The sequence below is a fragment of the Nonomuraea sp. MG754425 genome (assembly GCF_021699195.1).
GTDB lineage: Bacteria > Actinomycetota > Actinomycetes > Streptosporangiales > Streptosporangiaceae > Nonomuraea.
In genome coordinates, this window is record NZ_SSXE01000007.1 from 58513 (window position 1) to 78289 (window position 19777).

A 19777-nucleotide genomic window follows, 5' to 3' on the forward strand; every position below is an offset into this window, starting at 1 on the left:
GACGGCCGCATGCCAGAGACGGATCCCGAGGTGCGCCCGTACGTGGGGTTGCGTCCCTACCGGCGCGAGGAGAGCGGGCTGTTCTACGGCCGCGACCGCGAGGCGCGGGAGGTCGCGACCCTCTGGCAGGCCACCGGCCTCGTCGTCGTCTACGGCGCCTCGGGCGTGGGGAAGACGTCCCTGCTGCACGCCGGGGTGCTGCCGCTGCTCGACCCCGAACGGGCCCACGTGCTGCCCGTCGCCCGCATCGGCCCGCATCTGGCCCCGTCCGACTTCGGCGGGAATCCCTATGTCGTGGCGCTGCTGTCGTCGTGGGCGGCCGAGCTCGATCCGCGCCGGCTCGCGTCGATGACGATCTCGGACTTCCTGGCCCTCCAGCCGGAGCGCACCGACCTGTACGGCGACCCCCTGCCGACGCTCGCGGCCATCGACCAGGCGGAGGAGATCTTCCACGGCTCGCCGCTGCTGGAGAGGGAGCGCAAGGAGTTCCTCGACCAACTCGCCAGGGCCGTACGCGAACACCCCGGCCTGCACATCCTGCTCTCGCTGCGCGAGGAGTACCTCTTCCTCGTCCTGCCCTACGAACGCCCGATCGGGCAGGGCTCGCGGACCCGCTTCCACCTGCGGGCCCTCACGCTCGGCAAGGCCGCCGAGGCCGTCAGGAAGCCGCTGCTGCACACGTACCGGACCATCACGCAGGAGGCGGCCGACCTGCTCATCGACGAGTTGCGCACCGTGAACTTCGTCAACGAGATCGGCGAGACCTCCACCATCCAGCTCGACACGGTCGAGCCCATCCAGCTCCAGGTGGTGTGCTCCGCGCTGTGGGAGTCCCTGCCGCCGGAGGTCACGGAGATCACCGAGGACCACGCCCGCCTGTACGCCCAGGTGGAGGAGTTCCTGTTCGAGTTCTACAAGCGGACCGTCACCGAGGTCGCCCGCGAGCACCACGTGCCGGTCAACGAGATCCGTTTCTGGATGCGCAACGTGTTCATCACCGAGCACGGCACCAGGAACGCCGTCTACGAAGGACTGCGGACCACCCAGGGCATGCCCAACGAGATCGTGCGCGCCCTGGAGGAGCGCCACCTCCTCCGCGCCGAGCAGCGGCTCGGCATCCGCTGGTACGAGCTGACCCACGACCGTCTCATCGGCCCCGTCGCCCGCTCCGACTCGCCCGAGTCGTCGCTGCGCGAGGCCCGCCTGGCGCTGGGGGAGGAGGACTGGGACAGCGCCCGCCGCCTGGCCGAGGCCGCCGTCCGGGTCGCCGACCCGGGCGAGAGCTGGGTACGCGCGGAGGCGGCGGAGATCTTCGCCGGCGTGGCCGCCGCCCGGGGCGACATCCACGCCGCGCGGCGGTACTGCGAGGAGGCGGCGGGCATCTTCGCCGAGCGGCAGCGCTTCGACGGGGTGGCCAGGGCGCTGACCACCGACGGGCTGCTGTGGCTGGCGCAGGGGGACCCGGCGCGGGCCGTCGAGCGCATCAGCGCGGCGCTCAACTGGGCCCCGAACGACCTGTCCGCGCAGGTCGCGCTGGCCCAGGCGCTGCTGCGGTCGAGCACCCCCCGGGCGGCCGACGCGGTGCTCGACGGGCTGCCGTCAGATCTCGCCCAGCAAACGTTGAAAAAGCTTCGCGACCCGACGTGACTGATTATGCTCGACGGCCATGACACCAGACGCGCGGGCCGGCGGACCTTGTCCGAGTGGCCGCTGACACTCGACCTGGCCGCGCTGGCCGAAGGCGGCTGGCGGCCGACCCCCTTCAGGCAGTTCGTCCTGAAGATTCACAGTAGGTGTGACCTCGCCTGCACCTACTGCTACATGTACGAGATGGCCGACCAGAGCTGGCGCTCCCGGCCGTTGCGCATGGCGTCCGACGTGGTCGAGGCGGTGGCGGCGCGGATCGCCGAGCACGTCCGGGGGCACGGCCTCACGTCGGTCGAGGTCATCCTGCACGGCGGCGAGCCGCTGCTCGTGGCCCCCGAGGAGATCGGCCGGCTGGTCGGCACCGTCCGCGCCGCGGTGGACGCCCAGGTCGGCGTGACCGTGCAGACCAACGCGCTCCGGCTGGACCGGACGTACCTGGGCCTGTTCGACCGGCTCGACATCGGCGTCGGGGTCAGCCTCGACGGCGGGCAGCAGGACCACGACCGCAGCCGCAGGACCGCCGACGGGCGCGGCAGCCACCACAAGGTGGCGGCCGGCCTGCGCCTGCTCACCGAGCCGCCCTTCGACCGGCTCTTCCGCGGCCTGCTCTGCACCGTCGATCTGCGCAACGACCCGCTGGAGACCTACCAGGCGCTGCTCGCCTTCGGCCCGCCCACCATCGACTTCCTGCTGCCGCACGGCACCTGGTCGCAACCGCCGCCGGGGCTGGGCCGCGACGACGGCGCCGCGCCGTACGCCGACTGGCTGATCGAGATCTTCGACCGCTGGTACGCCGCGCCGGCCCGGCCCGCCGGGGTGCGCCTGTTCGACGAGATCATCTACCTGCTCGTCGGCGGGCGCTCGGCCAGCGAGCAGATCGGCCTGTCACCCACCGCCATGGTGGTCGTCGAGACCGACGGGGAGATCGAGCAGTCCGACATCCTGAAGTCCACGTACGCGGGCGCGCCCAGCACCGGGCTGCACGTCTTCCGCGACTCCTTCGACGACGTGCTCCGGCTGCCGTCCATCGCCGCCCGCCAGATCGGCTGGGAGGCGCTGTCGGCCACATGCCGGGCGTGCCGGGTCTCCCAGGTGTGCGGCGGCGGCCATTATGCTCATCGCTATCGGCCCGGCAGCGGATTTCTCAACCCGTCGGTCTACTGCGCCGATCTGCTGCGACTCATCACGCATGTCGCACGCACGATCCGGCGTGACATCACCGCACTGCGGAAGGACATCCGATGAACCTCGCAGAGCACCGCATCCCGGCCGCGGCCTTCGACGAGCTGGCCTCGGGCGGCGGCGGGACGGCCACGGTCGAGCGGCTCAGGGCCGGACAGCGCAGCAGGCACCTCCTCCTGTTGCGCGGGGTCCTCGACACCACCCGCGACGCCGGCCATCCCCGCTGGCCCGAGGTACGCCGGGCCTACGACCTGCTCGCCAGCGTCCAGCTCTCGCACCCGGACGCGGTCAACGCCGTGCTGCACCACCCCGCAGTCGGGGCGTGGGCCCGGCACACGATCCAGACCCTGGAGGCTCCCGAGCAGATGTCCGCCCTGGCCGCCGCCGCGGCCATCCGCGCGGGGGTCGTCTGCGAGCTCGACGTCGCCGTGGCGGACGGCGTGCTCAACCTGCCCTCACTCGGCCGGCTCAGCATCGGCCACGGCGTGACCACGGCGACCGTGCACTGCTCGGCCGACGGCGCGGAGGTCTCGGCCGGCGACAGGTTCCTGCAGATCAGCGACGAAGAGCCGGCCTGGCGGCCGTTGCACCACCTGTCCGCGCAGACCGGCGGCGAGCGCATCGAGGTGCTCGTCGACGACGTGGACCCGCACCGCATGCCGGGCTCGGCCGTGCGCGACCCGCTGACCCCGCAGGAGGCCGCCCTGTGGCAGGACCTCCTCGACGACGGCTGGGATCTGCTGGTCCGCAACCACCTCCCCATGGCCAGGCAGGTGTCGGCGACGATCACCGTCTTCACCCCGCTCGCGCCCCCGCCCGACGGCATGTCGAGCGCCACGTCCCGCGAGACGTTCGGCTGCGTGGCCATGTCCACGCCTCCCGACGCCCACGCGCTGGCGGTCACGCTGGCGCACGAGACCCAGCACGCCAAGCTGTCGGCGCTGCTCGACATCGTCGCGCTGACCAGGCCCGACGACGGCTCCCGCTACTACGCGCCGTGGCGTCCCGACCCGCGGCCCGCCGCCGGGCTGCTGCAGGGCACGTACGCCTACGTCGGGGTCACGGACTTCTGGGAACGCCAGCGGCACCACGAGAGCGGCGAGCCGGCGATCCGGGCGAACGCGGAGTTCTCCCGCTGGCGTTCGGCGGCCCGCCTGGTCGCCGGCACGCTGCTCGGCAGCGGGGCGCTGACCCCGGCAGGGGAGAGCTTCGTGCGCGGGATGGCGCGCCGGCTGGACGAGTGGGGCCGCGAGCCGGTGCCGGCCGCGTCGGCGGCGCTGGCGGAGGGGGCCGCCGATCGGCATCGTTCGCTGTGGCGGGAACGCAACACGCGGGACCTGTGAGGGCTCGCGGTCAGCAGGTGCGCAGCATGTTGAGCAGGGCCACCTTCTCCTTGGGGGTCACGAAGAGCCGGTAGTGGTGCTTCACCCCGATCCACGTGGTGGCGTACCGGCACCAGTAGGCGCGGCGCTGCGGACGCCAGCTCTGCGGGCCCCGGCCGCCCTTGGCGATGTTGGCCGAGTGGCTGACGGTCAGCAGCTCGCCACGCCGCAGGTCGCCCGCGAAAGCGCGCCGCTTGGCCGGGCTCCACCGCTTGGCGCCCGAACGCCAGGCGTAGGCCAGCGGCACCACGTGGTCGATGTCCACCAGCCGCTCGCTCCTGAGCACCTTGCCGTCGTACGGGCTGTGCCAGACCCCCCTGACCGGATGACAGGCCGCGTTCCGGCGCACCCGGCGGCCGTCGCGGGCCAGGACCAGCTCCCGCGTGCTGCACCTGCCCTTGCGGTCGGGCCAGTGGGGCCGGAACCTGTCGCGGCTGTAGCCCCGTATCGATAAGGCCCTGGCCACCTTGAGCTGCGCCAGCATGCGGCGGGCGAGCGCCGCGGAGCCGGCCTCCGAGCGGGCCGCGGCGGGTGGTGCGGCCAGGACGACGGCGACGGGGACGGCGACCAGCGCCAGCACGGCCACGTGAGCCGCCCGCCTCAGGAAGATCTTGGTTTGCCCCATGCCCATCGACATCCCCACCTCACAGCGCGCTATTCAGGCCGGTGCACCCGCGACCCGCTCGTTCGAGCGGACGCCATGACGGCCGGTGAAACCTGTCCGAGGGCGTCGTGAAACCGGCGCCGCCGACAGTGAGAGCATGAGCATCGCAGAACTCGGACGTACCGGGGGCCGCCCGGCGCTCGACGACGACGCCGAACCGGCCGTACGCGCGTACGGTCTGGTGAAGACGTTCGGCGAGCACCGCGCCGTCGACGGGATCGACCTGCACGTACGCCGAGGTGAGATCTTCGGCGTCCTCGGCCCGAACGGCGCGGGCAAGACCACCACACTGAAGATGCTGGCCACCCTGCTGAAGATCGACGCCGGCCGGGCCGAGATCTTCGGCGTCGACGTGGCCGGCAACCCGCACGTCATCCGCCAGCTCGTCGGCGTCACCGGACAGTACGCCTCGGTGGACGAGAACCTGACCGCCCGCGAGAACCTCTGGCTCTTCGGCCGGCTGCAGGGCATCGCCGGCGCGCGGGCCCGGCACATCGCCACCGAACTGCTCGGCCAGTTCGGCCTGGAGGCCGCCGCGGACAAGCCGATCGCGCAGTTCTCCGGCGGCATGCGCCGGCGTCTCGACCTGGCGGCCAGCCTGATCACCAGACCGCCGCTGATCTTCCTCGACGAGCCGACCACCGGGCTCGACCCGCGCACCCGCGGCCAGATGTGGGACACCATCCGCGGCCTGGTCGCCGACGGCTGCACGGTGCTGCTGACCACGCAGTACCTGGACGAGGCCGACCAGCTCGCCGACCGCGTCGCGGTCATCGACCACGGACGCAAGGTCGCCGAGGGCACCCCCGACGAGCTGAAGACCGCGGTCGGCGACTCGACCCTCCAACTGCTGCTCGCCGACCCGGACGAGGTACCCGCCGCCGTGGAGATCGTGCGGCGCGTCCTCGGCTCGGAGCCGGTGCTCAGCCCGGAGCACGGCCGGCTCAACGTCGCGCTCGACCAGGCCGACCTGGCCGCGGACGTGCTGATCGCGCTGCGCACCGCCGGGGTGTCGATCTCCTCGGTGAGCGTCGCCAAACCCAGCCTGGACGAGGTGTTCCTCGCCCTCACCGGCCACGAGACGGACGGCGGAAACCGCAACGACACGGAGGAGAGCCGATGAGCACCGCGATCGCACCCGCCCGCGAGGCGGTGCGCGCCGCCGAACGCGCGGCGAACGCCCGGCGGCGGGTCTCCATGGGGGAGACGTTCGGCCAGACCCTGACGATGGCGTGGCGGGCGCTGAAGAAGATGCGGCGCAACCCGGAGCAGTTCTTCGACGTGGCGTTGCAGCCCATCCTGTTCACCGCGATGTTCGCCTTCATCTTCGGCGGCGCCATCGCCGGCGACGTGCAGAGCTACCTCCCGCTGATGATCCCCGGCATCCTCGCCCAGACCGTGCTGACGACGTGCATGGCCACGGGCACGCAGCTTCGCGAGGACATGGAGAAGGGCGTCTTCGACCGGTTCAAGTCGCTGCCGATCGCCCGCATCGCGCCGCTGGCCGGCCCGATGGTGGCCGACCTGCTGCGCTACACGATCGCGGCCACGCTGACCTTCGGCATGGGCCTGGTGATGGGCTACCGGCCGGGCGGCGGGGTGCTCGGCGTGCTCGCCGCGATCCTGCTGGCGATCATCACGGGATGGTCGCTGGCGTGGGTGTTCACCTGGGTCGGCACGATCGCCCGCAGCGCCCAGGCCGTCCAGGGCATCTCCATGATGATCCTGTTCCCGCTGACGTTCCTGTCGAACGCGTTCGTGCCCGTCGAGACCCTGCCCGGCTGGCTGGCCACGTTCGTCCAGGTCAACCCGGTCTCACACCTGGTCACGGCCACCCGCGACCTCGCCAACAGCGCCCTGGTCAGCGGGGAGGTGGCCTGGACGCTCCTGGCGTGCCTGATCGTCATCGTGATCTTCGCGCCGCTGTCGGTGCGCAGCTACAAGCGGCACATGTGAGCCGCGCCCCGAGACCCGCTCGACGAGCCTTCGCGCCTCGTCGAGCAGGTCGGGGCCGCGCCGATCGCCGTACTCGGCGCGGACGGCGGCGAGCGCACCGGGCGCGGCCCGCTCCGCGTGCGGCACGATCCGCTCGAAGGACATGCCGGGCGTGTGGCTGTTGTACGCGAACCGCTCGGCCAGCACGAGCAGCCTGACCGCGTCGCCCGGGGCCGTGCTCTCCCGCAGCAGCCCCCAGACGCCGAACGCGAAGAGCATCGTGCCGCACAGCGGATAGTCGAGGAAGTTGTCCTCGGTCAGCAGGTCGTAGCCCTGGGCGATGGCCAGCAACTCCTGCCCGTAGGCGAGGTCCTCGGGCAGCGCATGGTACGCGTACGCCGTCAGGGCGACCGACACCGCGGCGAGCGACCACGGCGTGGCCTCCTCGCCCGAGATCCCGGGCAGCCGCAGATCGAGCGCCCGCCGCACCGCCCGGCGGTACTCCGCCAGCGCGGCGGCCGTCTCCCCCCGGGCCAGGGCGATCTCCGCCGCGCACAACGAGGCGAGCGCCACCCCGCCGAGCACAGTCTCGTTGTCGTTGATCCGGTTGATCTCGGCCAGCTCCGCCTCCGCGGTGCCGAGGTCGCCGTCGGCCAGCGCGGAGGCCAGCAGCACGGCGCGGAGCTGCGTCTCGTCGTCGATGGCGCCGAGCCGCCGCAGCACCGGGATGGCGGTGCGCGCGTGCCCGACCGCCCGCTGCCGGTCGCCGCTCTGCATGACCAGGTGGGCCAGCATGGCGTGCAGGATCGCGGCGAGCCACGGGCCCTCGTCCTCGCGGAGCATCGACAGGGCGCGCTCGGCGGCCTCGATCGCGCCGGCCACGTCCCCCGCGTTCTCCAGGACCTGGGCGCTGGTCTGCGTCGCCGCCAGGGCCAGGTCACGATCGTCGCTGCGGCACAGCTCCGCCAGCCGCCGGCGCACCACGGCCCCGTCGTCCGCCACGCAGGCGAGCAGCACCGTGGCCGTCGCCGCGAACCGCGGCTTCGTCTCGTCCCCCGGGGGCAGCAGGCGCAGGAGGTGACGCAGCGGCTGGACGCTGCTCTCGGTGATGACCATGCTGTTCATGAGCACCAGCACCATGACGGTCCTGGTCACCTCGACCAGCCCCGGCGGCGGCACCCAGCCGGTGACCACCTGCGTGATCGCCACCTGGTGGACGAGGAGCCGGGAGTGGTCGCCGCGGATCGACCACAGCGCGCCGACCCCGGCCAGCAACTGGACCGTCGTGACGGGATCGGCCTCGCCCAGCGCCTGCCGGAGCAGGTCGGCGAGGTTGCCCTCCTCGGCGTGCAACGCGTCGGCCGCCGCGAACTGCCCACGGCCGAACAACTCGGCGGCGTACTCAAGGGAGTACGCCGCCGCCCAGGCCCGCTGGGCGGCCCTGGCGGCGTCCTCCTCGCCGGCCTCCCGCAGCCGCATCCGGCCGAACTCCCTGACCGTCTCCAGCATCCGGTAGCGCAGGCCGTACGCCGTCTCGCGGACGTTCAGCAACGACTGCTCGGCCAGCGCGTTCACCACGTGCAGCGCGTCCGGCCCGAGCACCTGCTCGGCCGCGGCCAGCGTGAAACCGTCGCCGAACAGCGACAACCAGCGCAGTGCCCGCCGCTGCGGCTCGTCCAGCAGGTTCCACGACCAGTCGATGACCGCGAGCAGCGTCTGGTGGCGGTCGGGGGCCGTACGATTGCCGCCGCGCAGCAGCGCGAACCGGTCCGCCAGCCGCCGCGCGATCTCCTCCACCGACATCGCCCGCACCTTGGCCGCGGCCAGCTCGATCGCCAGCGGCAGCCCGTCGAGACGGGTGACGACCTCCCTGGCCGCCGCCTCGTCGATCCGCACACCCGGGCGGGCGGCCGTCGCGCGCTGGCGGAACAACTCGACCGCGTCGCCCGAGGGCAGCTCGCCGAGCGGGTAGACCCGTTCGGCGGGGATCGCCAAGGGGGCCCGCGAGGTGATGAGCACCCGCAGGTCGCGGGTCGTCACCGTCAGGAACGCCACCAGGTCCGCCACCGCGTCGATCACGTGCTCGCAGTTGTCCAGGATCAGCAGCGCCGGGGCCTGGTCGAGGTGCTGGGAGATCCGGGCGCGTACGTCGGAGCGCTGCTCGGCGGTCAGCACGCGACGGCCGCTGACCGAGTCCCGGATGCCGAGCGCCGAGCCCACCTCGCCCACCACGCCCTCCGGCGACGACACGCCGACGAGCTCGACGAAGTGCGCGATCGGCTGCGCGGCCCTCCTGCCGACGACGTGGGCCAGCCGCGTCTTGCCCAGCCCGCCGGCCCCGACGACGGACACCACCCGGTTGGTCTGCACCAGGGCGTGCACGGCGCGGATGTCGTCGTCGCGGCCCAGCAGGGACGAGCCGTCGTACAGGATGCCCGCCCGTACCGGCCGGTCCGCGACGAGCAGTTCGGCGTACACGCGGGCGAGGTCGGGGCCCGGGTCCGTGCCGAGCCGGTTCGCCAGGTCCGCGCGGTAGTACTCGTAGCGCTGCAGCGCGGCGGCGGCGCCGCGTACGGCGGCCTCGCTGCGCAGCAGGCAGGCGAGCAGTTCCTCGTCCGGTGGCCATTCGGCCGCGGCCGCCTCCAGCAGCGGCAGCGCGCCCTCGTGAGCGCCGCCGCGGCCCAGCGCGATCGCCGCCAGCCGGCGCGCCTCGGTCAACCACCTCGCCGCGACGCCCCTCAGCTCGGCCAGCGCGCCCGTCGCGCCGTCCGGACCGCCGCCCGCCAGGCCCATGGCCTGGTCGGCACGGCGGTGCGCGAGCGCCACGTCGTCCGCGCCCAGCGCGGCCCGCGCCTGCTCCACCAGCGTGCCGACCAGCAGCGCGTCCACCTGGCCGGCGGGCAGGCCGAGCCGGTAGCCGCGCGGGATCCGCACCACGGCATCGGCGCTGGTCGCCGCCCTGGTCCGGGAGACCACGACCTGCAGCGCCTTCGTCGGGTTGGCCGGGGCCTCGTCCGGCCACAGCTCCTCGACCAGGCGCTCGTCGCTGACCCCCGAGCGGCCGTGCAGGGCGAGTACGGCCAGCAGGGTCTGCGCGCGGTCGCCGACCACGCGTGCGCCTTGCCAGCGGACGCCGTCGAGCAGGACCAGAGCAGGGGACACATCCCCAGCTTACGGACGCGGCGGGCGCGAGACGCGCGACCGGTCCGGTTCGGCTCGGCTCGGCCGGTTCGGCGGGCAGGCGCTCGTCAGGTGGGTGGTGACGAGCCGCGCTCGCCCTGCTCGGACGCCGGCCCGCGCCGCTCGTCGATGAGCCGGCGGAGCCGGGCGGCGGCCTCCTCGGCGAACCGGTGGGCGTCGTCCGCCCACGCGTGGCGTCGTTCGGCGTCCTCGCGGCGCTGCCGGACGCTCAGCCGGGCCGAGGCCGCGAAGCGGCCCCGGGCGCTGGCGGCCGTCTCGTCCGGATCGGGCGGGGCGTCGTCGTTGCCGGCACTCATACCCCAATAGCGCCCCGACACGGGGCGTCCGGTCAACCGTTCTTCCGTACGGACGGCGAGGCCGTCCCGGCTCGTGGCTCGCCTCCCGCCGGCGGAACCGCGGCATACCGGGGAGATACCGCCCCGCTTGTCGGCTCCACCGGCAGCGACCATCTCCGTAGGAGCCTCCCTTGCGCCGCCTCGCACTCGTGACCGTCCTCGTCTCTCTGGCTGGTCCCCGGCGTCTCGGCGGCTGAGACCCCGGGCGTGTTCGGCACGTCGGGCAACCTCATCCGGGAGGAGACGGCCCGCGCCGACGCTCCCGCCCGTACCGGAGCGACTACGTGGACGCCGGCGTGGACGACATCGCGGTCACCGGCCCGCAGTTGACCGACGGCGGTGTCGAGGACGCTGCCGCCTGGACGTCCGGGCTGGTCCGCAAGGGCGGCCCGGTCTACCGGCAGGACTACGGCGCGGACCTCACCTCCCGCATCGCCGGGCTGTACGCCACAGGCTGACCCCGGAAGAGCTTCGCGCCGCTCCGTCGTCAGTACGTGGCGTCGAGCTTCGCGCGCTGCTCCACCGTCAGCTCCAGCTCCACCGCAGCCAGGCTCTCCTCCAACTGCTCGACCGAGGAGGCGCCGACCAGCGGGATCATCGGGATCTCGCCGCCGATGAGCCAGGCGAGCACCACCTGGTTCACGGTCGCCCCGGCCTCCTTCGCCACCTCCTGGAGCGCCGCCCGCCGCCGGGGCGTGCCCGGGTGCTCGAACGAGGAGTCCAGCGGCTTGTCGTCGCGTACGTACGCGCCGCCCAGCAGCGGCGAGTAGGCGACCAGCGCGAGTTCGGGCTCGGCCCTGAGGTAGCTGAGCAGGTCCCCGCCGACCACGCCGAGGTTGCCGTCCGCGGAGCGCAGCGACGGCAGATCGGCGCGCGGACGCAGGTAGGAGTGGTGATACTGGAGGACCTCGTACCCGGGCAGCCCGGCCGCGGACGCCACGTTCCTGGCCCGTTCGAGCCGCCACGCCCAATGGTTGCTGGCCCCGAGAAGCCCCACGGAGCCCTCCTGGACCAGCGTCCCGAACGCCTCGACCGTCTCCTCCAGCGGCACCCCGGACCCTTCGACGTAGACGTGCGCGTACAGCAGGTCCAGCTTGTCCACGCCGAGCCGTTCCCTGCTCCGCTCGGAGGACTCCCGGATCACCCGGGCGGACAGCCCCTCGAGATCGTGGCTGAGGCTCCTGGCCGGCGTGTTGGGCCGCCCTCCGAGCTTGGTGGCGATGACGACCTCGTCCGTGACGCCACGGCTACGCCGCCAGCGGCCGAGCAGCGCCTCGCTCTCACCTCCCTGCGTGCCGTTGACCCAGTAGGCGTAGTTGTTGGCGGTGTCGATGAAGGTGCCGCCGGCCTCGACGTAGCGGTCGAGGATGGCGTACGACGTCGCCTCGTCGGTGACGCTCCCGAACAACATCGCGCCCAGGCTCAGCGCGCTCACCTCGCGACGGGTCTTCGGATCGCCGCCGATCGTGCGGTACCTCACGTCAGATCACCCCCGCCCAGCCCCGTGCCGAACGCCACGATGCCCGGACGACGAACGTCCCGCCCGGCATCGATGCGACCGAGAACGCGATGACGCATGACCAGCTCCTCACTCTCACGAAACGCCGCGACATTCCCTCAGCGCGGTCGAACGCCGTCAGCGCATCCGGACGGGACGAGCACACCGGGTGCGTCGGGATCGGCGTGCGTCGGAGCCTACGAGTTAGAGCCGACTCTAGATCAACCCCCTAACCTTGACCCATGTCGGAACCGAACCAGGGCCTCAGCATCGGCCAGGTCGCCGAACTGACCGGCCTGAGCGTCCACGCCCTGCGCTTCTACGAGCGCGAAGGCATCCTGCTCACCTCCGTACGACGGGGCGCGGGAGGCCGCCGCGTCTACGGCGCCGGCGACGTGGAGTGGCTCCACCTCTGCGTCAGCCTGCGCGCCTCCGGCATGCCCCTGCCCGCCATCCGCCAGTACGCCGACCTCGTCAGGCGCGGCGCGGGCAACGAGGAACACCTCCTGACTCTCCTGCGCCAACAGCAGGACCGGGTCACCGCGCAGATCGCCCAGCTCACCGGGACACTGGGCCTGATCACCCACAAGATCAGCTCCTACACCCGCGAACTGGCCCAAGGCGCCACCGGCCCGATCACCTGCACCCCTCCACCCCGCACCTGACCAGCCCCGACCCGGTTCTGCGGGCCCCGGTTGGCGGCGAGGTGGCGTTGATCGGGTGGGCTTTTCCGTGATGTAGCGTCTCGGCTGATCACCACGGAAAGGAACCGATCGAGATGCCCCTATCCGAGGTCAATTGACCTTCGCCGAGATGCAGCCGCGCCCACGAACCTCTCGACCTGGTGTGCGCTTTTACAGGATGACGCGGCCGACGAGCTTCTGACCGTCCAACGCAATGGCCAGGCAATACGCCGTTCTGTACCTCGGCCAGTCCTCCTCCGCCGGAGGGAGGGCGACGACGTCGACCTCTTCCCTCCTCGAGGGCACATACCGCATCCTGGGCTCGCACCCTTCCTGACCCAGTTGGATCAACGCGACAGCCCCAGGCCACGGGCCATCTGGAACGACGTACGTGGTGGCGAACTCGGCCGCGTGCGGCACCGTACAGGGCACCACCGTGATCATGAAATCCGTGGGCATGGGTTCGATGCAGTCGCCGGGCCGCAACTCGCTGGCGTGATACAGCTCATGGACCGCCGCCTCATCGGACACGGGGGCAGGCGGAGGCGGGGCCACGGAGGGATTCGGCGTCTGGACGGAACCGGCAGGGGCCGCGGTGCAGCCGAGGAGCGTGCCCATCAGGCACAGGACCGCGAGTGATGGACGGATCACGAGTTCGGATGATGACAGCCGAAGATCACACTCCAATTGCGATGTGGTGGACACCAAGCACGATCTTCCTGCGTCTTCGCGTCTTGGCCGGCAGACTGATGCCTCCTGCGACGATCAGTTCACCGCGGATGGCCACCTGCGCTCTGACGAGGGTGTTGCGCCGACGGCCGGCGTTGCGATCTCATGGCGGACGATGCCCGATTCTGTCAGTAGGCGGGTACCTCACTGCCCGGTTCCGCTCCAACGCCCATCACGACGTCGGGGCGTGCTCCGAGGGCCGCTGACCGCTCGGGGAAGGGAAGACCAGTGACCGCAAGTCCTGAGCCTTTGGCCATCGAGGTCGCCCGAGTTGAGATTGTGCGGGTCCTGTCGGTCAGTCTCGATCCCGACCTTCTCGAGCAGGCGCTGACGCACCGCTCCTACGCGTACGAGAGCGGCGGCCTGCCCACCAACGAACGCCTGGAGTTCCTGGGCGATTCGGTGCTGGGCCTGGTGGTCACCGACGACCTCTACCGCAACCACCCCGACCTGCCCGAGGGGCAGTTGGCCAAGCTGCGGGCCGCGGTGGTCAACACGCGTGCGCTGTCCGACGTGGCCCGCAGCCTGGGCTTGGGCCGACTCCTGCGGCTCGGCAGGGGCGAGGAGGCCACCGGCGGGCGCGACAAGTCGTCGATCCTGGCCGACGCGCTGGAGGCCCTGATCGGCGCGATCTATCTCGACCAAGGACTCGACGAGGCCTTTCGAGTGGTGCACCGGCTGCTGGACGACCGAATGCCGAGGCCGCCTCGTCCAGGGGGAGAACCCGCGGAGGTGTTGCGGATGCCGGCTGCGCTGCGCGAAGCCGTTCACGATCACGCGAAATACGGGACGACCGCGACGCCTGAACTACTTCCGGTCACCATCTACCTTGCGGACGAGACCTCCCACGAAGCGGTGCAGCAGGCAGTGTTCGAACTCTTGGAGGCCTTCAGCCTCGAAGAGACAGGAAACATCGAGCCCGTACATGGCTCCTGGATGAAGCGGCTGCTGCTCCGGAGCAGAACCGTCGCCACATCAGAGACGGCCAAAGAAATCGGCATCGAGGTACGCAGAGCGGTAGAACTGCACGGCATCCACCTCGCGCAGGCAGAGGTCGATGAGAAGAAGGCGGCAGCAGCGAGCTCACTCATCCAGGCATTGGCCGACCAACCCAAGGCCGCCATCATGATCGGGTCCCTGCTGCTCTTGAAAGCCGGAGACGCTCTCACAGTCCGTGAACTGACCCAACGCGAACTCGCTCACCTGGAACGCAACCCTGCGCTGCTCCAGGACCCAGCCACACTACTGGCGGCACTCCAACGCATGCCGCTCGATACTTTCCCACCCCTTGAGGGAACTCCTTGACCGCGCTGCAGCGCCACCGTCGGCGCTTCGCCGCCGCTGAACATCGCGGCTCCCCCGAAGCGGAGCATGCGATGGGAGCCCACGCCACGCTATGCGGCATCCCAGCAAACCAGATCGTGGTCTACCGGCACCACTTCAGGACCAGCGGTACCCGAGCCTGCCCGTGCTGCAGCGAACGAGCCACGGCAGCGCCCACCGTTCCCTGCGGGCAAGAGCGCCTGCATGACAAGGTCCTGACCGCCGTACCCAGCCCGTTGCGGACCCGGCTCCTCAACGCACTGCGGAACGGCGCCCCGATCGCCATCTGGATCAACGGGCCGGCGGACGGAGTCGCCGTTCATGCACACCTCGACCACATCACCGACGGCGCCGAAGCCGTGAAGGACCTGCTCGCCACCCATGACCCCATCGGCATCGCACGAGTCACCCAGCCCTCCGGCGAATTCATCGTCCTGCTGCCGCCGCACACGGACCCGGTCATCGCCTGGGCCAACCGGCCCGTCATATGGTGGCGTACCTTGGTGCGCGGAGTGACATCGGTTGCCAGCGCAATCAGTCGCGGCTCGCCTCGGCCACGCTGACCCATCGATCAAGCTCAGGGTCTACGCTCACGTGATCCATGCGGCTGAGGTGGCCATCCCCGGCCCTCAGCCGTTGTGCTCGTCGCGGATCACGTAGCGGGTGTGGGACCCGTTCATCCATTCCCTGTCGAACTCCCTGCCCGTCACCCTGCCGACCAGCGTCAGGGCAGACGTGAGGCAGGTCGCCATCGGCGGACTGTATGCGCTGTGAGCCAGGGCCATGAAGTCCTGCCAGCTCTCGGGGATGCCCTCCTCTCCGTAGCCCTCCCGCCCTCTCTCGAGCCGGGCCTCCTCCCACGCGCTCGTCGAGCGCCCGGCCGGCCGCGGACAGGTGCCAGGTCAGATCGTCCGGATGGACGGTGGCACGAGCCGCGCGCAGGATTCCGCGTTTCCCCAGGCCGATCGCTATCTGACCCGTTCCGTAATCCATGGTGATCCCGGATGAGTCGCGGGAATCAAAGTGTGTATCGGTGACCTCGTCAAGCCAGATCCGTAACTCGGCGAGGTCGTCGGCGGGCCGTTCAGAGGCATACCCGGCGGCTGACGGCCACGGCCAGGGTGCCCGTCAGCCGGGTGCCGATCCGTTCCAGCACCAGCGAGCGAACCTCGGCGGTAGCCAGGTCGTAGTCGACGCCGATTCCGAGGGCGACCTCCGTCGTCAGCGCCACCGTAGGCGGCCTGACGACGCCCCGGTAATCACGGTGGTGATGGTCGGTCTCCGCCGGCGCCGACAGCAACGGCTCCAAGTCGTACCCGGCGATCGCCGACTGCTCCACCATCCACGTCCGTCGTGCCACGCCGAGAGCGGCCATCCACTCCAAGGCGGCACGTGCCCGCCGGTCACGGCCTCACGACGTACGAGCGCCGAGTGCGCGGAACAGGGGAAAGGTGTTGTTGTCCCAGATGTCGGAGACCGTGTGAATGGTTCGGCGATCGTAGGTCCGGGCATCCGCCGAAGCCTCCGCCATCTGCACAAGCGAACGGTCCAGCAACGCACCTAACGCGCTCGCCGCGATCGTGTGCCCGGTCGTCCCCACACAGATCATCATGTATCGGGCAAGGCCGGAAATGTCCACAGGCGTATATCGTCGGCCTCAGCACCTGTTCAGAAGGGGCGCCGGCAATATGACACACGGTATGGGACGGCCAAGGCATTCCTTGCCGTCCGCTGTGCCGTACTGGCATCATGGCTAACATGATCAAGAGAATCGAGTCCTCCCCCCGCCGGTGAGCGCGGCGATCGAGCCTGGACCGCTCGGACCCCAGATCAGCTTGTTCGACTACGCGATGCATCTGCACCGACAAGATCCGGACTCGCCCCTGCCACGCGACGGGGAGCCGTACCCCGACGACGAACTCCACCGTCAACAGGCCCAGCCACACCCGCCTGAAGATCAGCGGCTCAAAGGCGCAGACGTCGCCCGCATCCTGGATTCACACTTCGCCAAGCCTGAGGCCCCGCCAAGCACACTCGCCGACGCATTCCATGATGTCTACGTCCCCATCCATCACAACGTGCATATCGCCGCCGCGGCGCTGCGAGCGGACCGGCATCGGGTTCAGCGAACCGGGCAGTGGCTGGTGCGGCACAGCACCGACCGATGCGCGGCCACCGTCGGGCTGGCGCTACTCGCCGCCGACTGGGCGGAGGAGGACATCCCGCTGATCCAGACCATCGGTCTGCTGTCGAACAGCTTCGGCCCATTGGCTGCTCATGCTCTCCGACGCCGCCGCGGCGGCTCAGAGGCGCTGCAGTGGCTTGCCGAGCGAGTCACCGGCTGGGGACGGGTCTATGTCATCGAGGAACTCTGTCGTACGGGAGGTCGCACAGCACGTACGTGGCTACTGCGTCACGCCTGCGACGGCGATTACCTCAACGGCTACTTCGCCGGCAAGGTTGCCACCTCAGCCCACCTGCATGAAGCGATCACCAGGGCTGACGACGACGACTTGGTCGACCACACCGGCCGCTTACTGGCGATCATGGCTGATTGCTCCGGCATGGGCATGACCCTGGAGCACTACCCGCCCGCACCCACCGTCCTGCAAGCGCATGCCAATCACCTGAGAGGCCAGACACCGACCCTGAGCAGGTACATCAACGCGGCAGTCATCGCTGACCACCTGGCGCAGAAGCCACCGGAACAAGTCGGCTGCACCCTCGAACATCGAGACCGTGTCCTGCGGCACTACCTCGCGGTCCTCAACCGAGAGGACTGGAGCGAAACGGCTCGGGCCGAGCTCGCCTCGGACAGCTGGTTCGCCAGCAATCTGGCAGCACGCCTGCATCTCCAAGCGTTCACAAACGCTGAAACTGACGCTGGGACAGAGCCGGCCGAGTAGGTGACCACCCAACGCCCGCATGCTCCCAGCCTGATCACGTCCGGCCACTTCGGACAGCGAAACATGATCGAAGACGCGAGAAGCCCTGATCACCGAAATGATGACCAGGGCTTCGGCTGTGCGCTGCCGAGAGGACTCGATCCCCCCAGCCTACTGATCCGTAGGAAGGGCAGGCAGCAGGTCACGTCCACGGACGTGGACGTGACCGTCCGCCAGTGACCAAGACTGACCTCTGTTGACCGCCCTTAATGGCACGCTAATGGCACGGCGATCACGTGTGTGGTCACGGGGTCTGTTCTGCCGGATCTCTGTTCTACGGTGTGCGGTCACCGTATTTTTCGATGATCGAGCTGAGAGAGCGTGAGGCTGACGGCATCTCCTGCCCCAGTGCATCCGGTGAGGCGACGCCAGTGTGTACGGATCGTATCCATTCGTCGTCGACCACAGCCTGGCATAGCGCTTCGGCGGTGATGAGCGTGGCGAGACCATAACTGTTTTCCCAGGTCTCCCGACCTGCTGGGCTGGCAGCGACCCATTGCTCGACGCTGGCGAGATCAGGAACTGGATACCAGTCCCAATCCAGCATGTCGAACTTGACCACCAGGCCGCATTCCGTCCGATAAGAGACCAAGGCTGGGGCTTCATCGATCCATACAGCGCTCAGGCAGGGGCCGTACTGCGCCAGAATGGGAAGAGCACCCTCGGTGACAGAATCGACGCGGTAGTCCATGATGACGGTGCCATTGCCGAGGCGCCCGATGAACATGTCGACGTCGTCTGCGTTGAAGCGGGCCGGCTGAGTGCTCTCGGGTGAGATGCCATACGCAGCCAGGACGTCGTCAATCTTGGTGGCGGAACACCACGTCAAGTCGACGACCAGCTGGGTTTGCAGGCGAAACCACTTGCGGTAGGTTGAGTCGATCACGGACGTGTCCTCTCAGTTGACACCGCCATGGGCCACGCTCAATGATCTTTGCGCATCCGCGTGCCGTCCGCCGCCGAACCGCGATCAGCTACGTTGCTCGGTGAGCCGGGGTGAGGAACGAACCCTGGATCGTCGATCGCCCCCAAGCACGTACGGCGTCCAGCCACGCAGTGGCGATCGTAGGGCTGCGTCTGTGCGGCGGCGCGGCGCGCCACCGCTTGACGGATCACGGGCTGATCTTCCCTACGGTTTTCGGCAACCCCTCGGACCCGGACACGTTCTCCCACCTGTTCTCCGAGCTCGCCAAGAAGGCGAAGCTCGGGCACTGGCATCCCCACGAGCTGCGGCACTCCGGCGCGTCGCTGATGCTCGCGCAAGGCACGCCGCTCCACGTCGTCTCTGAGGTCCTCGGGCACGCCAGCATCTCCATCACCAAGGACGTCTATGGTCACCTGCTGGAGGGTGACAAGCGTGCGGCGACGGAAGCGATTTCCGGTGCTCTCCTGGGAAACTCCGGCCGGTGGCTCCCAAGGTAGCTCCCGAAGAGGCGGAAGAGACCGATTGAAGATCGAAAAGCGAAAGGCCCCTGACGGCGTAATGCCTGTTCAAGGGCCTTTCGTGTGGAGCGCGGCCGACAGGAGTCGAACCCGTAACCTTCTGATCCGTAGCAAGGTCGAAGGCGTCCACGCCTGTACAGAAGCGGCCGAAGGCCCTGGTCAAGGTGCGTCGGGCGAACGGAAAGCCCACAGTCGTCCAGGGCAGTCCAAGGTCGTTGTTAGCAGATGCGTTAGCAAGATCGCGGCATGAACAGCGGTATTCCCAGAACGTGATAGCGCATGACGGCGCCACGGGCACGTGATCCACTAGTCAGATGGGAAGCGTGGTAACCAGTCTCGTAGCAATCCTGGGGACACTCTTGGGAGCCATCGCTACGTATGTCTTCCAGATGCGGACCGCCAAACAGGCACGCCAGTCCGCGCGAGAAGAACGACTGTGGCAGGAACGTCTGGCCGCATACAGCGCCTTCGCAGGCGCGCTTACGGATTTTCGCAAGAGCCAGAACGACCGATGGCACAGGGAGCAGGAGGACTCCCAGAGCGCTGCGTACGCTACGGCACGCGATGATTCCTACCGGCAGCGTGCCAACGCGACGGCTGCTCTCTTCAGGCTGCGGCTGGTCACGACGAACCAGGAACTTGATGGCTTGGCATCGTTGGCGTTGAGGCTGACCGAGGAAATCCACGAAGCTACAAACGAACAGGATCGAACTGACCGAGGTCGAAAGGCCCGCCGAGCCCTTCTTGACTTTGCTCAGGCAGCGGCAGGTGATGTCCAGAAGCTCGATGTGTAGCGATCTCGAACTGTCG

The 19777-nt window shown here is 69.8% G+C and carries 19 protein-coding genes and 2 pseudogenes; 12 read left to right on the top strand and 9 right to left on the bottom strand.

Annotation, left to right across the window (positions count from 1 at the left end; all coding sequences use genetic code 11):
- Positions 1 to 9: 9 nt before the first annotated feature.
- The 3 genes from FAF44_RS04235 to FAF44_RS04245 are packed head-to-tail and all read left to right on the top strand — an operon-like array spanning position 10 to position 4172.
- A complete protein-coding gene (locus FAF44_RS04235; protein WP_237101656.1) occupies positions 10 to 1647 on the top strand; it encodes an ATP-binding protein in 1638 nt (545 codons plus the stop codon).
- A gap of 6 nt (positions 1648 to 1653) precedes the next feature.
- Positions 1654 to 2892 carry an FxsB family cyclophane-forming radical SAM/SPASM peptide maturase gene (locus FAF44_RS04240; RefSeq protein ID WP_237101657.1) on the top strand — a complete coding sequence of 413 codons (1239 nt, stop codon included), beginning with the start codon at positions 1654 to 1656 and terminating at the stop codon, positions 2890 to 2892.
- Positions 2889 to 4172 carry an HEXXH motif domain-containing protein gene (locus FAF44_RS04245; protein WP_237101658.1) on the top strand — a complete coding sequence of 428 codons (1284 nt, stop codon included), beginning with the start codon at positions 2889 to 2891 and terminating at the stop codon, positions 4170 to 4172. Before FAF44_RS04240 ends, FAF44_RS04245 begins: the two co-directional genes overlap by 4 nt.
- 10 nt (positions 4173 to 4182) lie before the next feature.
- On the opposite strand, the gene FAF44_RS04250 is transcribed toward FAF44_RS04245, so the two are convergent.
- Positions 4183 to 4842: an HNH endonuclease family protein gene (locus FAF44_RS04250; RefSeq protein WP_237101659.1), complete on the bottom strand. Its 660-nt coding sequence runs from the start codon at positions 4840 to 4842 to the stop codon at positions 4183 to 4185.
- Positions 4843 to 4972: 130 nt separating this feature from the next.
- Between FAF44_RS04250 and FAF44_RS04255 the strand changes: the two genes are divergently transcribed.
- Together FAF44_RS04255 and FAF44_RS04260 are read left to right on the top strand one after the other, a co-directional pair.
- On the top strand, positions 4973 to 5998 hold the full coding sequence (locus FAF44_RS04255; protein WP_237101660.1) for an ATP-binding cassette domain-containing protein: 1026 nt from the start codon (positions 4973 to 4975) through the stop codon (positions 5996 to 5998).
- Positions 5995 to 6831, top strand: a complete 837-nt coding sequence (locus tag FAF44_RS04260) for an ABC transporter permease (protein ID WP_237101661.1) — start codon at positions 5995 to 5997, stop codon at positions 6829 to 6831. The genes FAF44_RS04255 and FAF44_RS04260 overlap by 4 nt, the downstream gene beginning before the upstream one ends.
- A gap of 1677 nt (positions 6832 to 8508) precedes the next feature.
- On the opposite strand, the pseudogene FAF44_RS04265 reads toward FAF44_RS04260, so the two are convergent.
- Both FAF44_RS04265 and FAF44_RS04270 read right to left on the bottom strand, forming a co-directional pair.
- Positions 8509 to 9972 (bottom strand): annotated as a pseudogene (locus tag FAF44_RS04265) (BTAD domain-containing putative transcriptional regulator); the annotation flags it as partial.
- 86 nt (positions 9973 to 10058) lie between these two features.
- Positions 10059 to 10307 (bottom strand): hypothetical protein, encoded by a 249-nt coding sequence (locus FAF44_RS04270; RefSeq protein WP_237101662.1) that lies wholly within the window; start codon positions 10305 to 10307, stop codon positions 10059 to 10061.
- A gap of 323 nt (positions 10308 to 10630) precedes the next feature.
- On the opposite strand from FAF44_RS04270, the gene FAF44_RS04275 reads away from it, so the two are divergent.
- On the top strand, positions 10631 to 10804 hold the full coding sequence (locus tag FAF44_RS04275) for a hypothetical protein (protein ID WP_237101663.1): 174 nt from the start codon (positions 10631 to 10633) through the stop codon (positions 10802 to 10804).
- A gap of 29 nt (positions 10805 to 10833) precedes the next feature.
- Here the strand turns inward: FAF44_RS04275 and FAF44_RS04280 are convergent, their stop codons facing one another.
- Entirely contained in the window at positions 10834 to 11826 is a 993-nt protein-coding gene (locus tag FAF44_RS04280; RefSeq protein WP_237101664.1) for an aldo/keto reductase, read from the bottom strand.
- 260 nt (positions 11827 to 12086) lie between these two features.
- On the opposite strand from FAF44_RS04280, the gene FAF44_RS04285 reads away from it, so the two are divergent.
- The gene (locus FAF44_RS04285) at positions 12087 to 12509 is read left to right on the top strand and encodes a MerR family transcriptional regulator (protein WP_237101665.1); all 423 of its coding nucleotides are present in this window, start codon (positions 12087 to 12089) and stop codon (positions 12507 to 12509) included.
- A gap of 189 nt (positions 12510 to 12698) precedes the next feature.
- Here FAF44_RS04285 and FAF44_RS04290 read toward each other — a convergent pair whose 3' ends face one another.
- Positions 12699 to 13058: a septum formation family protein gene (locus tag FAF44_RS04290; RefSeq protein ID WP_237101666.1), complete on the bottom strand. Its 360-nt coding sequence runs from the start codon at positions 13056 to 13058 to the stop codon at positions 12699 to 12701.
- Between the two features lie 453 nt (positions 13059 to 13511).
- On the opposite strand from FAF44_RS04290, the pseudogene FAF44_RS04295 reads away from it, so the two are divergent.
- Both FAF44_RS04295 and FAF44_RS04300 read left to right on the top strand, forming a co-directional pair.
- Positions 13512 to 13937, top strand: a pseudogene (locus FAF44_RS04295) (ribonuclease III family protein); the annotation flags it as partial.
- Positions 13938 to 14557: 620 nt separating this feature from the next.
- The gene (locus FAF44_RS04300) at positions 14558 to 15142 is read left to right on the top strand and encodes a hypothetical protein (protein WP_237101667.1); all 585 of its coding nucleotides are present in this window, start codon (positions 14558 to 14560) and stop codon (positions 15140 to 15142) included.
- A 66-nt stretch (positions 15143 to 15208) separates the two neighbouring features.
- On the opposite strand, the gene FAF44_RS54405 is transcribed toward FAF44_RS04300, so the two are convergent.
- The 3 genes from FAF44_RS54405 to FAF44_RS04310 all read right to left on the bottom strand — a co-directional run bounded on the left by FAF44_RS54405 (position 15209) and on the right by FAF44_RS04310 (position 16218).
- The gene (locus tag FAF44_RS54405; protein ID WP_272894036.1) at positions 15209 to 15331 is read right to left on the bottom strand and encodes a hypothetical protein; all 123 of its coding nucleotides are present in this window, start codon (positions 15329 to 15331) and stop codon (positions 15209 to 15211) included.
- A 332-nt stretch (positions 15332 to 15663) separates the two neighbouring features.
- Positions 15664 to 15939: a hypothetical protein gene (locus FAF44_RS04305; RefSeq protein WP_237101668.1), complete on the bottom strand. Its 276-nt coding sequence runs from the start codon at positions 15937 to 15939 to the stop codon at positions 15664 to 15666.
- A gap of 51 nt (positions 15940 to 15990) precedes the next feature.
- Complete coding sequence (locus FAF44_RS04310; protein WP_237101669.1) at positions 15991 to 16218, bottom strand: hypothetical protein; 228 nt, start codon at positions 16216 to 16218, stop codon at positions 15991 to 15993.
- Between the two features lie 151 nt (positions 16219 to 16369).
- On the opposite strand from FAF44_RS04310, the gene FAF44_RS04315 reads away from it, so the two are divergent.
- Positions 16370 to 17485, top strand: coding sequence for a hypothetical protein (locus FAF44_RS04315; RefSeq protein WP_237101670.1), 1116 nt, complete (start codon positions 16370 to 16372; stop codon positions 17483 to 17485).
- Positions 17486 to 17798: 313 nt separating this feature from the next.
- On the opposite strand, the gene FAF44_RS04320 is transcribed toward FAF44_RS04315, so the two are convergent.
- The gene (locus FAF44_RS04320) at positions 17799 to 18410 is read right to left on the bottom strand and encodes a hypothetical protein (protein WP_237101671.1); all 612 of its coding nucleotides are present in this window, start codon (positions 18408 to 18410) and stop codon (positions 17799 to 17801) included.
- 110 nt (positions 18411 to 18520) lie between these two features.
- Here FAF44_RS04320 and FAF44_RS04325 point away from each other — a divergent pair, with 110 nt between their 5' ends.
- Together FAF44_RS04325 and FAF44_RS04330 are read left to right on the top strand one after the other, a co-directional pair.
- Positions 18521 to 18946: a tyrosine-type recombinase/integrase gene (locus tag FAF44_RS04325; RefSeq protein ID WP_237101672.1), complete on the top strand. Its 426-nt coding sequence runs from the start codon at positions 18521 to 18523 to the stop codon at positions 18944 to 18946.
- A 410-nt stretch (positions 18947 to 19356) separates the two neighbouring features.
- Positions 19357 to 19761, top strand: coding sequence for a hypothetical protein (locus FAF44_RS04330; protein ID WP_237101673.1), 405 nt, complete (start codon positions 19357 to 19359; stop codon positions 19759 to 19761).
- The last annotated feature ends 16 nt before the right edge of the window (positions 19762 to 19777 follow it).

Excerpts from the sequence above, each read along its gene's own strand:
- FAF44_RS04235 (WP_237101656.1), top strand. The coding sequence starts at position 10 with ATGCCAGAGACGGATCCCGAGGTGCGCCCGTACGTGGGGTTGCGTCCC.
- FAF44_RS04240 (WP_237101657.1), top strand. The coding sequence starts at position 1,654 with ATGCTCGACGGCCATGACACCAGACGCGCGGGCCGGCGGACCTTGTCC.
- FAF44_RS04245 (WP_237101658.1), top strand. The coding sequence starts at position 2,889 with ATGAACCTCGCAGAGCACCGCATCCCGGCCGCGGCCTTCGACGAGCTG.
- FAF44_RS04250 (WP_237101659.1), bottom strand. The coding sequence starts at position 4,842 with ATGGGCATGGGGCAAACCAAGATCTTCCTGAGGCGGGCGGCTCACGTG.
- FAF44_RS04255 (WP_237101660.1), top strand. The coding sequence starts at position 4,973 with ATGAGCATCGCAGAACTCGGACGTACCGGGGGCCGCCCGGCGCTCGAC.
- FAF44_RS04260 (WP_237101661.1), top strand. The coding sequence starts at position 5,995 with ATGAGCACCGCGATCGCACCCGCCCGCGAGGCGGTGCGCGCCGCCGAA.
- FAF44_RS04270 (WP_237101662.1), bottom strand. The coding sequence starts at position 10,307 with ATGAGTGCCGGCAACGACGACGCCCCGCCCGATCCGGACGAGACGGCC.
- FAF44_RS04285 (WP_237101665.1), top strand. The coding sequence starts at position 12,087 with ATGTCGGAACCGAACCAGGGCCTCAGCATCGGCCAGGTCGCCGAACTG.
- FAF44_RS54405 (WP_272894036.1), bottom strand. The coding sequence starts at position 15,331 with ATGGCGACCTGCCTCACGTCTGCCCTGACGCTGGTCGGCAGGGTGACG.
- FAF44_RS04330 (WP_237101673.1), top strand. The coding sequence starts at position 19,357 with ATGCGGACCGCCAAACAGGCACGCCAGTCCGCGCGAGAAGAACGACTG.